12 protein-coding genes are annotated in these 14,015 nt (G+C 70.8%); 5 read left to right on the top strand and 7 right to left on the bottom strand.

Translation table 11 applies throughout. The features are described from left to right. Positions 1 to 11: 11 nt before the first annotated feature. Together LE548_RS22395 and LE548_RS22390 are read right to left on the bottom strand one after the other, a co-directional pair. Positions 12 to 1,565 (bottom strand): MFS transporter, encoded by a 1,554-nt coding sequence (locus tag LE548_RS22395; RefSeq protein ID WP_225098707.1) that lies wholly within the window; start codon positions 1,563 to 1,565, stop codon positions 12 to 14. A 124-nt stretch (positions 1,566 to 1,689) separates the two neighbouring features. Further along, positions 1,690 to 2,412: a hemolysin III family protein gene (locus LE548_RS22390; RefSeq protein ID WP_225098706.1), complete on the bottom strand. Its 723-nt coding sequence runs from the start codon at positions 2,410 to 2,412 to the stop codon at positions 1,690 to 1,692. Positions 2,413 to 2,710: 298 nt separating this feature from the next. Between LE548_RS22390 and LE548_RS22385 the strand changes: the two genes are divergently transcribed. After that, positions 2,711 to 4,531, top strand: coding sequence for a phosphoenolpyruvate carboxykinase (GTP) (locus LE548_RS22385; RefSeq protein ID WP_225098705.1), 1,821 nt, complete (start codon positions 2,711 to 2,713; stop codon positions 4,529 to 4,531). 351 nt (positions 4,532 to 4,882) lie between these two features. Here the strand turns inward: LE548_RS22385 and LE548_RS22380 are convergent, their stop codons facing one another. From LE548_RS22380 to LE548_RS22370, 3 genes are all read right to left on the bottom strand, one after another. Beyond that, positions 4,883 to 5,302, bottom strand: a complete 420-nt coding sequence (locus LE548_RS22380; RefSeq protein WP_225098704.1) for a hypothetical protein — start codon at positions 5,300 to 5,302, stop codon at positions 4,883 to 4,885. A gap of 85 nt (positions 5,303 to 5,387) precedes the next feature. Continuing rightward, positions 5,388 to 6,599: a pyridoxal phosphate-dependent aminotransferase gene (locus LE548_RS22375; protein WP_225098703.1), complete on the bottom strand. Its 1,212-nt coding sequence runs from the start codon at positions 6,597 to 6,599 to the stop codon at positions 5,388 to 5,390. A 496-nt stretch (positions 6,600 to 7,095) separates the two neighbouring features. Beyond that, positions 7,096 to 7,530, bottom strand: a complete 435-nt coding sequence (locus LE548_RS22370; protein WP_225098702.1) for a hypothetical protein — start codon at positions 7,528 to 7,530, stop codon at positions 7,096 to 7,098. A 202-nt stretch (positions 7,531 to 7,732) separates the two neighbouring features. On the opposite strand from LE548_RS22370, the gene LE548_RS22365 reads away from it, so the two are divergent. Beyond that, positions 7,733 to 8,593 carry a trypsin-like peptidase domain-containing protein gene (locus tag LE548_RS22365; protein WP_225098701.1) on the top strand — a complete coding sequence of 287 codons (861 nt, stop codon included), beginning with the start codon at positions 7,733 to 7,735 and terminating at the stop codon, positions 8,591 to 8,593. 20 nt (positions 8,594 to 8,613) lie between these two features. Here LE548_RS22365 and LE548_RS22360 read toward each other — a convergent pair whose 3' ends face one another. After that, positions 8,614 to 10,224: an amidohydrolase family protein gene (locus tag LE548_RS22360; protein WP_225098700.1), complete on the bottom strand. Its 1,611-nt coding sequence runs from the start codon at positions 10,222 to 10,224 to the stop codon at positions 8,614 to 8,616. A 10-nt stretch (positions 10,225 to 10,234) separates the two neighbouring features. After that, positions 10,235 to 11,506 carry an amino acid deaminase gene (locus tag LE548_RS22355; RefSeq protein WP_225098699.1) on the bottom strand — a complete coding sequence of 424 codons (1,272 nt, stop codon included), beginning with the start codon at positions 11,504 to 11,506 and terminating at the stop codon, positions 10,235 to 10,237. A 169-nt stretch (positions 11,507 to 11,675) separates the two neighbouring features. Here LE548_RS22355 and LE548_RS22350 point away from each other — a divergent pair, with 169 nt between their 5' ends. Genes LE548_RS22350 through LE548_RS22340 form a run of 3 tightly spaced genes read left to right on the top strand, consistent with a single transcriptional unit; the run spans position 11,676 to position 13,898 of the window. Further along, complete coding sequence (locus LE548_RS22350; RefSeq protein ID WP_225098698.1) at positions 11,676 to 12,713, top strand: sugar kinase; 1,038 nt, start codon at positions 11,676 to 11,678, stop codon at positions 12,711 to 12,713. Beyond that, on the top strand, positions 12,710 to 13,471 hold the full coding sequence (locus tag LE548_RS22345) for an IclR family transcriptional regulator (protein WP_225098697.1): 762 nt from the start codon (positions 12,710 to 12,712) through the stop codon (positions 13,469 to 13,471). The genes LE548_RS22350 and LE548_RS22345 overlap by 4 nt, the downstream gene beginning before the upstream one ends. A gap of 16 nt (positions 13,472 to 13,487) precedes the next feature. Beyond that, a complete protein-coding gene (locus LE548_RS22340) occupies positions 13,488 to 13,898 on the top strand; it encodes a RidA family protein (RefSeq protein ID WP_225098696.1) in 411 nt (136 codons plus the stop codon). The last annotated feature ends 117 nt before the right edge of the window (positions 13,899 to 14,015 follow it).

Here is a 14,015-nt window from a genome sequence, read left to right as displayed (position 1 = left end):
GCGGTTCATTGTCAGGCATCCTCCACGGTGACGACCATGGCGGCACCGGTGCTTTCCGCCTCCTGGGCGGGTGCCGCGGCCTTCGGCAGGAGCACCGCGGCCAGCAGCGCGGCGACCAGCGCGGCGATCCCGCACACCAGCAGGACCACGCCCATGCCGTGGACGTAGGCGTCGTTCGCGGAGGCGGCGAGGCGGGCCGCGCCTTCGGGGCCCGCCTTCGCGGCGATCAGATGCGCGGCGATCACCGACTCCCCGGCGGTGTGCGCCGCCTGCGGGGGCAGCCCGGTGACGTCGAGCCGGTCGCGGAAGATGCCGGCGAGCAGACTGCCCAGCAGGGCGATGCCGATGGCGGCGCCGACCTGGCGCAGCGTCATCAGCAGGCCCGAACCGCTGCCGGCCCGGTCCCGGGGCAGGGCGCCGAGGGCGCCGTCCATCGCGGGCACGATGCAGAAACCGAAGCCGACGCCGGTGATCGACAGCCACAGCGCGACGAAGCCGTACCCGGAGTCGGCCGTCGTACGGCTGCCGAGCAGCGCGGCGAAGGCCAGCACGACCAGCCCGGCGCTCACCACGGCCCGCGCGCCGAACTTGGCGACGACCGGCTGGGCGCCCCGCGCGGCGATCATCAGCCCGCCCATCATCGGCAGCAGCCGCACCCCGGTGCCGAGCGCGTCATGACCGAGGACGGCCTGGAGATACGGCGGCAGCACGAACATCAGGCCCGACAGCACGAACATCACCAGGGTCGCGGCGAGCGTGTTGAACAGGAAGCCGCGGTGGGCCAGCAGCGTCATGTCGAGCATGGGGCGCACGGCCCGGCGTTCGCGCAGCACCAGCGCGGTCAGCAGGACGGCGGCCGCCGCGAACATCGCCAGCACCACGCCGTCGCTCCAGCCCCGGCCGGGCGCCTCGATGATCGCGTAGATGAGGGCGCCGAGGCCGGTCGCGGTGAGCGCGGTGGACAGCGGGGCCACCCGTGGGGAGGCGGGGTCGCTGGTCTCCGGGAGCAGGAAGACACAGGCGGCGATGCCGATGGCGGCCATCGGGACGTTGACCAGGAAGACCGAGCCCCACCAGAAGTGGTTCAGCAGCCAGCCGCCGATGATCGGGCCGAGCGGCAGGCCGAGCGCGGAGGCGGCGGAGATGATGCCGATGGCTTTGGCGCGCTCGTCGGGGTCGAACAGCGAGGGCAGCACGGACAGGGCGAGCGGGGTGACGAGCGCGCCGCCGATGCCCATGAACGCGCGGGCCGCGATGACCCAGTTCACGTCGGAGGCGAGGGCGCCCATCAGGGAGCCGACGAGGAAGAGGGCGAGCCCGGTGATCAGCATCCGGCGCCGCCCGAACCGGTCGCCGAGGAGGCCGGCCGGGAGCATCAGGGCGGCGAAGACGACGACGTACGCATCCGCCATCCACTGCTGCTGGCCGGTGGTGGCGCCGAGATCACCGGCCATCGTCGGCAGCGCCACGTTGAGGATCGTCATGTCGAAGCCGAGCGTGAGCATGCTCGCGACCAGGGCCCCGAGGGCCCACCAGCGCCGAGGGTTCGCGGTGACAGCAACCATGAAATGAGAGTAACTCTCAAAACATAGATACTGTCAATCGATATCTCCTGTCGGCAGAAGAATCGGCAGAAGAAAAGAGGGCCACGGCGAGATGCCGTGGCCCGGAAGGGAGGGTGTCGAGGGGTTACGCGTGCTGGTACGCCACCAGGGAGATGCCGACGTAGTGCACGACGAACGCGGCCAGCGTGAAGGAGTGGAAGACCTCGTGGAAGCCGAACCAGCGCGGTGACGGGTTCGGCCGCTTGATGCCGTAGATCACGCCGCCGGCGCTGTAGAGCAGGCCGCCGACGACGACCAGGACCAGGACGGCGATGCCGCCGGTGCGCAGGAAGTCGGGCAGGAAGAAGACGGCCGCCCAGCCCATCGCGATGTAGCAGGGCGTGTAGAGCCAGCGCGGGGCGCCGACCCAGAAGACGCGGAAGACGATGCCGGCCGCGGCGGCGGCCCAGATCCCCCACAGCAGCCACTGGCCCTTCGCGCTCGGCAGGAGCAGCAGGGTCAGCGGGGTGTAGGTGCCCGCGATGATCAGGAAGATGTTGGCGTGGTCGAGGCGGCGCAGCAGGCCGTCCATCCGTGGGCCCCAGTTGCCCCGGTGGTACAGCGCGCTGACGCCGAACAGCAGGCAGGCCGTCAGGACGTAGATGCCGCAGGCGATGCGGCCTCTGGTCGAGTCGGCAAGAGCGGTGAGCACGAGGCCCGCGACGAGTACGGCCGGGAACATGCCGAGGTGCAGCCAGCCGCGCAGCTTCGGCTTGACCTGCTTGACCTGTTGCGGCAAGGAGAGCGCGGCGGGACCGCGGCCGTCGGCCGGCGTGTCCGTGGGCGCGTCGGGGACGGACGCAGTCATGGCCGCATGGTACCTACGGCACCGTAAGTCGCTTGTCAGCGCCGGTCTTGGTCGTTCGAACGCAAAAAGACCTTCAGGTGACCCAAACCTGTACGTAAAGGAAACGCAAACAGGCCTGGAAACCGTGGTTTTCGTCACGCCGCTCACCTGTAGCTCCCCCTGGACAGATGGGCACTCGCGACGGATGATCAAATGAGTGTGGTCGGCACCGGATGAGCACTTCAAGATCAGTCGTGAAGCATCCGGGTCGCAGCCCCCACGGGGCAACAAGGACAAAATCCCTCACTTAGGAGCAACCGTGGCGCGCGACAACTCGGCTTCCAGCGTTCCCACCAACCACCAGGAACTGATCTCGTGGGTCAACGAGATCGCCGAACTGACGCAGCCGGACAGCGTGGTCTGGTGCGACGGCTCCGAGGCGGAGTACGAGCGGCTGGCCGAAGAGCTCGTAGCCAAGGGGACGTTCAAGAAGCTCGACCCGATCAAGCGCCCGCACTCCTACTACGCCGCCTCCGACCCGACAGACGTCGCGCGCGTCGAGGACCGGACCTTCATCTGCTCCGAGAAGGAGGAGGACGCCGGCCCGACCAACCACTGGAAGGCCCCCGCCGAGATGCGGGAGATCTTCGCCGGTGAGAAGGGTCTGTTCCGCGGCTCCATGCGCGGCCGCACCATGTACGTCGTCCCGTTCTGCATGGGCCCGCTGGGCTCCTCGCTGTCGGCGATCGGCGTGGAGATCACCGACTCCGCCTACGTCGCCGTCTCCATGCGCACCATGACGCGCATGGGCCAGGCCGTCCTGGACGAGCTCGGCGACGAGGGCTTCTTCGTGAAGGCCGTGCACAGCCTCGGCGCCCCCCTGGAGGAGGGCCAGGAGGACGTTCCGTGGCCGTGCAACTCCACCAAGTACATCTCGCACTTCCCCGAGGACCGCGAGATCTGGTCCTACGGCTCCGGCTACGGCGGCAACGCCCTGCTCGGCAAGAAGTGCTACGCGCTGCGTATCGCCTCCGTCATGGCGCGTGACGAGGGCTGGCTGGCCGAGCACATGCTGATCCTCAAGCTCACGCCTCCGCAGGGCGAGTCGAAGTACGTGGCGGCGGCCTTCCCTTCGGCCTGCGGCAAGACCAACCTCGCCATGCTGGAGCCCACGATCTCCGGCTGGACCGTGGAGACCATCGGCGACGACATCGCCTGGATGCGCTTCGGCGAGGACGGCCGCCTGTACGCGATCAACCCCGAGGCCGGATTCTTCGGCGTCGCGCCCGGCACCGGTGAGCACACCAACGCCAACGCGATGAAGACCCTGTGGGGCAACGCGGTCTTCACCAACGTCGCCCTCACCGACGACGGCGACGTGTGGTGGGAGGGCATGACCGAGGAGGCCCCCGCCCATCTGACCGACTGGAAGGGCAACGACTGGACGCCGGCCTCCGAGACCCCGGCCGCCCACCCCAACGCCCGCTTCACCGTCCCCGCCTCGCAGTGCCCGATCATCGCGCCCGAGTGGGAGGACCCCAAGGGCGTGCCGATCTCGGCGATCCTCTTCGGCGGCCGCCGCGCGAGCGCGGTTCCGCTGGTGACGGAGTCCTTCGACTGGAACCACGGCGTGTTCCTCGGCGCCAACGTGGCCTCCGAGAAGACCGCCGCGGCCGAGGGCAAGGTCGGCGAGCTGCGCCGCGACCCGTTCGCGATGCTGCCGTTCTGCGGCTACAACATGGGCGACTACATGGCCCACTGGATCAAGGTCGGCAAGTCCGCGGACGCGGCCAAGCTGCCGAAGATCTACTACGTCAACTGGTTCCGCAAGAACGACGAGGGCGCGTTCGTCTGGCCGGGCTTCGGCGAGAACTCCCGCGTCCTGAAGTGGATCGTGGAGCGCCTCGACGGCAAGGCCGAGGGCGTCGAGACCCCGATCGGCGTGCTGCCGACCAAGGAGGCCCTCGACACCGACGGTCTCGAACTGTCCGAGTCCGACCTGGGCTTCCTGCTCACGGTCGACAGGGACGTCTGGCGCGAGGAGGCTGCACTGGTCCCCGAGCACCTGAACACCTTCGGTGACCACACCCCGAAGGAGCTGTGGGACCAGTACCACGCGCTGGTGGAGCGCCTCGGCTAGTCCCGCCCCAGACTCCACGGCCGGTCGCCGTGCCCTGACCAGCGATCGTCACGACCGGCCGTGGAACGACCCCGGGTGCCCCGCACAATGGCGTGCGGGGCACCCGTTTTCCTATCGGGTGACATACCGGTTCCGGCACTGCAACGCGCCCGAAGGGGCGCGGGGCCGTATCGATGTGCGGCTCCGCCGCGTGGGCGCGACACGCCACAACGAACCGGCACCCGCGAGACGACACAAGCCCCTACGGCGAAAGGCACCGTCGGCCGAAGCCGACGCAGTGTGTGGCTCCCGGTCCGCGCGTCGCTGCGGGTGCACGCGGACCGGGGCCGATCGGGGGACCCCGGGACGGGGTCAGTGGGAGGCGCTCAGCTCTTTCGGGTCGGCCGGCGCGGAGCTGTGGGCGTCCATCCGCTCCGCCGTGAGGATCGCCGCCGCCGTGTCGGCGCGCGACGCGGCGACCACGAGCGCCCGGCCCGCGAGGGTGTGCGCACGCCGGTGCAGGGCGGCGGGGTCGGCACCGGCGGACGGCGTCGCCCGCAGCGGGGCGCGTCCGCCCCGGAGCCGGGACACCTGCTCGGCGAGCCGCTCGGCCGCGTCGTCCAGGTCGGCCGACGGAGTCAGCTCACGCAACTCGTCGGTCACGGCCAGCAGCGCGGCGAGGTGACCGGCGAGCTGGATGTCCAGCTCCTCCTCGCGCGACCTGTGGGGAAAATCGGAGGAGGCGTCGGCCATCGTGCTGTGGACCGACTTGGTGCGGATCGGCTCGTACATGGGATGGCCTCCTGTGCTCTGACAGGAGGCCATCCTAGCTTAGATTTCGTCTAAAGTTGAGCCTGTTCACGGATCGCGATCGGTCCTACGCCTGGCTGTAGCCGTCCAGGAAGTTCCCGATCCGGGTGATCGCGTCCTTCAGGTCGCCGACCGTCGGCAGGGTCACCACCCGGAAGTGATCGGGCTCGGGCCAGTTGAAGCCCGTCCCCTGCACGACCATGATCTTTTCCTGGCGCAGCAGGTCCAGGACCATCCGCCGGTCGTCCTTGATCTTGAAGACCTGGGGGTCGAGGCGCGGGAAGAGATACAGCGCGCCCTTCGGCCGTACACAGCTCACGCCCGGGATCTGCGTCAGCAGGTCGTACGCGGTGTCCAGCTGCTCCTTCAGCCGGCCGCCCGGCAGTACGAGGTCGTTGATCGACTGGCGTCCGCTGAGCGCGGCGACGACCCCGTGCTGTCCCGGCATGTTGGCGCACAGCCGCATGTTCGCCAGGATCGTCAGGCCCTCGATGTAGGAGTCGGCGTGGGCGCGCGGGCCGGAGATCGACATCCAGCCCACCCGGTACCCGGCCACCCGGTACGCCTTCGACATGCCGTTGAAGGTGAGGGTGAGCAGATCGGGGGCGACCTTCGCGGTCGGGGTGTGCGTGGCGCCGTCGTAGAGGATCTTGTCGTAGATCTCGTCGGAGCAGACCAGCAGATTGTGCCGCCGGGCGATGTCCGTCAGCCCCTTGAGCACCGGCTCGTCGTAGACCGCGCCCGTCGGGTTGTTCGGGTTGATGATCACGATCGCCTTGGTGCGGTCCGTGACCTTGCGCTCGATGTCGGCGAGGTCGGGCGTCCAGTCCGCCTGCTCGTCGCAGCGGTAATGGACGGCGGTGCCGCCGGCGAGGGAGACGGCGGCGGTCCACAGCGGGTAGTCCGGCGCCGGTACGAGGACCTCGTCGCCGTCGTCCAGCAGGCCCTGCATGGCCATCACGATCAGCTCGGAGACGCCGTTGCCGATGAAGACGTGCTCGACGTCCGTCTCGATGCCGAGGGTCTGGTTGTGCATGACGACCGCGCGCCGGGCGGCCAGCAGGCCCTTGGCGTCGCCGTAGCCGTGCGCCGTCGAGACGTTCCGGAGGATGTCCTCCAGGATTTCCGGGGGGCACTCGAAACCGAAGGCGGCGGGGTTGCCGGTGTTCAGCTTGAGGATGCGGTGACCGGCCGCCTCCAGCCGCATCGCCTCCTGGAGCACCGGTCCCCGGATCTCGTAACAGACGTTGGCGAGCTTGGTCGACTGGATCACCTGCATGTCGTGAGCTTACGGCCGGTGCACGCCTCTTGGGTCGTGTTTTCCACCACGTGGGACGCGGAGGTTTGCCCGGATTTCGCCGATGGCTGTCTCCGGGGTCACTTGCGTCCCTAGAATCCGGCGTCATGTCCACCGAACGTGAGGGCGAGGCGGGGGCGTACGGTGCACAGGGACCTGCCGGTGTGCCCTGGGAACGACCCCCCGCGCAGCCGAACGTCTACCTCCCGCAGGCCCCGGCCCCGGCGTACGAGGAGTACGCCGATCCCGCCGCCGCCCATGGCTGGCAGAACGCCTACGACGAGACCCGCGAACTGCCCCCGGTGACCGACCCGACCGAGCCGCTGGAGCCGGTCGACGGACCGGGGCCGGGTCAGGGACCGGGTCAGGGACCGAGTCGGGGATCGGGACATGGGTTTGGTCATGGGTTTGGTCATGGGTCGGGCCCGGGCCAGGGGCTGGGTCCGGGGCCGGGGCAGGGGTCTGGTGAGGGGCCGGGTCAGGGATCGGGCCGTGGACCGGGGGAGGGGCGTGCCGAGCGCCGTCGTGCTGAACGACGGCGTGCCGAGCGGCGTACGGGTGGCCGCCGGCGGGTGGCGGTCGTCGCCGGGGCGCTGGGGGTGGCCGGTGCGGTCGCGGTGATCACGGCACTCGCGGGCGGCTCGGACTCCCCGGCTGAGGACGGGTCCAGCCCTGCCGGCGGCGGACACGTGGCCGTGGACGACTCCGCCGTGGCGAACCCCCGCGCGGACACCGGCTCCCCGTCCGGCCCCGCCTCGCCGGCGGCCGGCGGATCCGCCTCGGCCACCTCCCCGGCATCCGGCGCACGCCAGTCGCGGACGCCGGGCGCCCCGACCGTCTCACCCTCCGCCATGACGCCGGGCACACCCGCACCCGCACCCACGACATCGACGCCCAGCCCGACGGCCTCCACGTCGGGCACACCCGGGGGCCGGGGCCGTGGTCACGGCGTGGGACGGACTCGCCACTGAGCGAGGCTCCTCCACACAGGGAAACCCCTACGGCCCGCCCCGCCTTCTTGTTCACACCCCTCTCTCGCCTTGAGAATGCGCATGACAAGCGTGAGGGCGACCGGAAGATCTCCGGTCGCCCACGTCGTCAGAGGGGACCCCCACATGAACAAGCCTCTCCTTGCCGTGCTCTCCTCCGTGGCTCTGGCCGCACTGGGCGCGACCCCGGCGGTGGCCGCACCGCACTCCACACCGCACACCGCCGCACCGCACACCGCCAAGCCCGCCGCAGTCACCGTCGACTTCGCCGGCACCGTCTCGCTCAGCAACTGCTCCGGCTCGGTCATCCGCTTCCCCAACTCCGCGGACACCGACCCGGCGCTCGTGCTGACCAACGGCCACTGCCTGGAGACCGGCTTCCCGCAACCCGGTGAGGTCATCACCGGCCAGTCCTCCAGCCGTACCTTCGGTTTGCTGAACTCCGCCGGCACCAAGGTCGCCACCCTCCGCGCCAACCAGGTCGTGTACTCGACCATGACGGACACGGACATCACGATCTACCGCACGACCACCACGTACGCGGCGATCAAGAGCAACTACGGCATCAGCCCGCTCACCGTGCAGGACACCCACCCGACGTCCGGCACCGCCATCAAGGTCGTCTCCGGCTACTGGAAGACCGTCTACAGCTGCTCCATCGACGGCTTCGTGTACCGGCTTCAGGAGGGCGACTGGACCTGGAAGGACTCCGTCCGCTACACCTCCGCCTGCAACACCATCGGCGGCACCTCCGGCTCCCCGGTGATCGACACCGCCACCGGCAAGGTCGTGGCCGTCAACAACACCGGCAACGAGGACGGCGAGAGCTGCACCGAGAACAACCCCTGCGAGGTGGACGAGAACGGCAACGTCACCGTCCGCCAGGGCATCAACTACGCCGAGGAGACGTACATCATCCCGGCCTGCTTCACCACCGGCAACAAGCTGAACCTCAGCGCGTCCGGCTGCACCCTGCCCAAGCCGTGAGCCTCACGCCGTAAGAGCGGTCAGACGGGGGTGCGACGCACCGCCCGCCCCGCGAGCACATCCGTCCGCTTCCCGTCCTCGATGACGAACCGGCCGTCGACGAAGACGTACGGGATCCCGGTCGGAAGCCTGCGGGGCTCGGCGAACGTCGCGCCCGGCGCCACCGTCTCCGGGTCGAAGAGCACCAGGTCGGCCCGGTAGCCCTCGCGCACCAGCCCGCGGTCCGGCAGCCTCAGCCGGGCCGCGGGCCGGGAGGTGAGGTGTGCGACGCATTCCTCCAGGGTCAGCACCCCCAACTCCCGTACGTAGTGGCCGAGATAGCGCGGGAACGTGCCGTACGCGCGCGGGTGCGGCTTGGCGCCCCGCAGGATGCCGTCCGAGCCGCCGGTGTGGGCGCGGTGCCGCATGATCGCGCGGACGTTCTCCTCGTGCCCGACGTGCTGGAGGATCGTCGTACCGAGCCCGTCCGCCAGCAGCAGCTCGCGGGCCGTCTGCCACGGCGCCTCGCCCCGCAGCCGCGCCGCCTCCCGGACCGTACGGCCCACGTACGCGCCCAGCGCCGGGTCGGCGACGCCCGAGATCTCGATCGTCTCCCACTCCACCGGCACCCCGTGGCAGCCGTCCGAGCCGGTCACCTCCAGGCCGTGCCGGATCCGCTCGGCCGTCTCCGGGTCGCCCAGCCGGGCCAGGATCTCCCGCGGTCCGCCCGCGCTCGCCCAGCTCGGCAGCAGCGCGGCCAGCGTGGTGGAGCCGGGGGTGTAGGGGTAGGTGTCCAGCGTGATGTCCGCGCCGGCGTCGAGGGCCTGGTCGAGCAGGGCGAGCAGCTCCGGCGCCCGGCCCTTGTTCACCCCGAAGTTCATCGTCGCGTGCGCCAGATGCAGCGGACAGCCCGCCTCCCGCGCGAGCTCCACCATCTCGGCGTACGCCGCCAGGGCGCCGGCGCCGTAGGAGCGGTGGTGCGGGCAGTAGTAGCCGTCGTACGACGCCACCACCCGGCACAGCTCGGTCAGTTCGGCGTCCGGAGCGTACATGCCGGGGGTGTAGGTGAGCCCGGAGGACATCCCGACCGCACCCTGCTCCATGCCCTCGGCCACCAACCGCCGCATGCGGTCCAGCTCTTCGGAGGTGGCCGCGCGGTCCTCCCAGCCGACGGCGAGCGCGCGGACCGTGCCCTGCGGGATCAGATACGCGGCGTTCACGGCGATGCCCCGGTCCAGCCGGTCCAGGTACGCGCCGACCGAGCGCCAGTCGAACTCGATGTCGTCGCCGTACCCGTTCCACCCGGTGATCGCCCGCCGCACCTCCTCCAGGGTGCGGTCGTCCACCGGCGCGTACGACAACCCGTCCTGGCCGAGGACCTCCAGCGTGACCCCCTGCGCGGCCTTGGCGCTGTGGTCGGGGTCGCGCAGCAGGGCGAGGTCGGAGTGGGCGTGCATGTCGATGAAGCCGGGGGAGAGGACCAGGCCCTCCGCGTCCAGCTCCCGCATGGCGCGCGGGCGCTGGCAGCCGGCCGCGGCGGCCTCCTTGACGATCGAGACGATCCGGCCGCCGTCGATCACCACATCGGCCCGGTACGACGCCTCGCCGCTGCCGTCCACGACGTCGGCGTCCCGGATGACCAGGTCCTCCACGGAAGGCTCCCTAGAAGTAGGTGCGGATGAAGTCGACGACCGTCCCGTCCGCCTCGGCCACCGGGATCAGCTGCCACTTGTCGAACGACGTGCACGGATGGGACAGCCCCAGCCCGACCCAGTCGCCGACCTCGACGTCCGCGCCCGCGTCCGTGCGCAGCCACAGGTGCTGGTCGGACAGGGCGCTCACCTCGATGCCGCTCGCCGGACGCTCGGTGCCGTTCCGGCGTACCACGTGCGCCACCGGAAGGTCGAGGTCGTAGGCCGCGTCGCGCTTGCCCGCGTTGAGGAAGGCCTGGTCCGCCGAGGGGCGGGAGACGACCTGGGCCCACAGCCGGAACGCGGGCTCCAGGGCGCCCTCCTCGGGGACCCGGTTGAAGGGGGTGAGCCTGCTGTAGTGCACGTCGTCGTGCGAGACGTACGCGCCCGAGCGCAGCAGCTTCAGTACCGGGCGGGAGAGTTCGGGCACGGCGGCGAAGACGTCCGCGACCGCGTCGAACCACTCACTGCCACCGGCGCTCACCACGATCTCGTCGGCGCCGGCGAACCGGCCGGCCTTGTCGAGTTCCACCGCCAGTGCGACCAGCCGGTCCAGCCACGCATGCACGAGCACCGGGTCGGCGCCCGGCACCTGGGCCTCGTAGCCCGCCACGCCGACGAGCCGCAGCGTGTCCGTACCGCCCACGGCCTCGGCGACGGCCCGCGCGTCCGCCTCCGTGCGCACCCCGGTCCGCGCGCCCTCGCCGGCGCCCAGCTCGACGACGACGTCCAGCTGCCTTGAGGAGCCTTTCAGCGCGGCGTCCATCAGCTCGACACCGCGCACGGAGTCGACGTAGCAGACGAACCGGAAGTCCGGGTCGGCGGCCAGCTCGCCCGCGATCCAGCGCAGCGCCGGGGCGTCCACGAGCTCGTTGGCGAGAAAGATCCGCTGGACGCCGAACGCGCGGGCCACGCGCACCTGGTGGGGCACCGCCAGGGTGATGCCCCAGGCGCCGTGCTCGATCTGGCGGTGGAACAGCTGCGGGGCCATGGAGGTCTTGCCGTGCGGGGCGAAGGCGAGCCCGTGCCGCGCGGCGTACGTCTCCATGAGCGCCAGATTGTGCTCCAGGCGCTCGGCGGACAGGGCGAGGACGGGGGTGGTGAAGCCGTCGGCCTCGCGGAAGAGGTTACGGCGCTGGGCGGCCAGTTCGCCGACGGTGAGGCCGTCGGCGTCGGGCGGGAGGCCCTTGAAGCGATGGTCGACGCGTTCCTCGGCCAGCCGGGCGAGCGCTTCGGTGCGCATGGAGCCCCTCTCTCGGCAGGTGCGTTGCAGTATGTGCAACGACCATTGCGTGTGGTGCTACTGGTGTCTAGCATCTCGCCGACACCGGGTCAACGGAGCCGCCGCCCGGGCATCGACAGGAGTCATCATCGACGACGCTGCTTACGCCGGGACAGTTGCGTACCACCCTGTGGACGTCGTGGCGCTCGGCGAGTCCATGGTCACCTTCCTGCCCAGCCGTCCCGGGCGCCTCGCGGACGTGCCCTCCTTCGACCGCGCGATCGGCGGCGCCGAGTCCAACGTGGCCTGCGTGCTGGCCGCCGCCGGCCACACCGCACGGTGGGTGAGCCGGGTGGGGGCGGACGGGTTCGGGCAGCATCTGGTGGAGGGGATCGCGGGGTACGGCGTCGACACGAGTGCCGTGCGCACCGACCCGGCCCGGCCCACGGGCATCTACTTCCGCACCGCCGCCGACCGCGCCACCGACACCCACGAGGTGGCCTACTACCGCGCCGGCTCCGCGGCCTCCGCGATGGCCGTGGACACAGTGGACCTGGCGGCGGTGCGGGCAGGGCGCGTACTGCACCTGTCGGGCATCACGGCCGCGCTCTCCGACGCGTGCCGCGACTTGCTGTACGAGCTGACGGCACCCCGTCCCGGCCGCCCGCTGATCTCCTTCGATGTCAACTACCGGCCGGCGCTGTGGCGCCACGCTTCGGACGGACCCCGCGTCCTGCTGGAACTGGCGCGGCGCGCGGACATCGTGTTCGTGGGGGCCGACGAGGCGCGTGACGCCTGGGCACTGCACGGCGGACGAGCCATCCTGACGGCGCTGCCCGAGCCGGCGATCGTCGTCGTCAAGCAGGGCAAGGGCGGAGCGACCGCCTTCGACAAGACCACCGACGGAGCTGTGGCGGACGCAGACGGCACCGCGACGTTCGTCCGTGCCCCGAAGGTGGACGTCCTCGCCCACGTCGGGGCCGGAGACGCCTTCGCCGCCGGCTTCCTCTCCGGCACCCTCCGGGGCCTGCCCGTGAGGGATCGCCTCCGGTACGGCCACCTCTTCGCCGCCGCAGCCCTCACCACCCCCGGTGACCTGGCCCCGCCCCCCACCCGGGACCACGCCGATCGCCTGAGCGCCCTGGACGACACCGCATGGGGGAGACTTCGACTCGGCCCCGGCTGGACACAGGCCGAGCGGGCCACGGAGGAGGCGAACACCCCATGAGTCAGACCGTCGACCGCGCCCTGAGCATCCTGCCGCTGCTCGCCGAGGGCCCCGCAGACCTGGGCCAGGTGGCCGACCGCCTGGGCGTCCACAAGTCCACGGCACTCCGCCTCCTGCGCACCCTGCACGAACACGGCCTGGTCTACCGCCAGTCCGACCAGCGCTACCGCCTCGGCGCCCGCCTCTTCGCCCTCGCGCAGGAGGCGATGGAGAACCTCGACATCCGCGAGATCGCCCACCCCCACCTCGTACGGCTCAACGAGGCCTGCGGGCACACCGTCCACCTCGCCGTGCACGAGGAGGGCGAGGTCCTCTACATCGACAAGGTGGAGAGCCGCTACCCGGTCCGCATGTACTCCCGGATCGGCAAGCCCGTCGCCATCACGGTCGCGGCCGTCGCGAAGCTCCTCCTCGCCGACCTCCCGGAAGCCGAGCGCCGCGCCCTCGCGGACCAGCTCGACTACCCCCTGTACACGCCCCGTTCGACCCCCAACGCCCCGGCATTCCTGCGGGAGTTGGAGCAGGTCCGCGAACAGGGCTGGGCCGCCGACCTCGGTGGCCACGAGGAGTCCATCAACTGCGTCGCCGCCCCCATCCGCGGCGCCGACGGCCGGGTGGTCGCCGCGATGTCCGTGTCCGCGCCGAACGTGGTCGTCACCGCCGAGGAACTCCTCACCCTCCTCCCGCTGGTGCGCCGTACGGCGGACGCGATCAGCGGCGAGTACTCCGGAAGAACGCCAGTAAGGGACCCCGAATGACGGACAAGGACTCCGCATGACCGAGAAGACCGCGCTCACCCCGAAGACCCACACCACCCCGCCCGCCACGTTCTCGCACGGCGTGCGGAAGGGCAACATCCTCCAGGTCGCCGGCCAGGTCGGCTTCCTGCCCGCCGAGGAGGGCAAGCCCCCGACCCCGGCCGGTCCCTCCTTGCGCGAACAGACCCTCCAGACCCTCGCCAACGTCAAGGCGATCCTGGAGGAGGGCGGCGCGAGCTGGGACGACGTGATGATGATCCGCGTCTATCTGACGGACGTGGACCACTTCGCCGAGATGAACGAGATCTACAACGCCTACTTCGAGGAGCAGGGCCTCACCCAGCCGCCCGCCGCCCGGACCACGGTCTACGTCGGTCTCCCGGCCGGCCTCCTCATCGAGATCGACGCGCTCGCCGTACTGAGCTGACGTCCCCTCACTTCCCGCACGCCCCGTACGGCACGGCGCCCCGCACCCAGGGCCGCCGTGCCGCGCTCCCCCCTACCCAAAAGCGCCATGCACTTAAGCCATTCAAGAAGAGGACCC

Source organism: Streptomyces sp. CoH27 (assembly GCF_020181035.1).
Classification (GTDB): Bacteria; Actinomycetota; Actinomycetes; order Streptomycetales; family Streptomycetaceae; genus Streptomyces; species Streptomyces camelliae.
The sequence above is the reverse complement of the archived record's forward strand: the minus strand, read 5'-3'. Positions and strand labels throughout refer to the sequence as shown.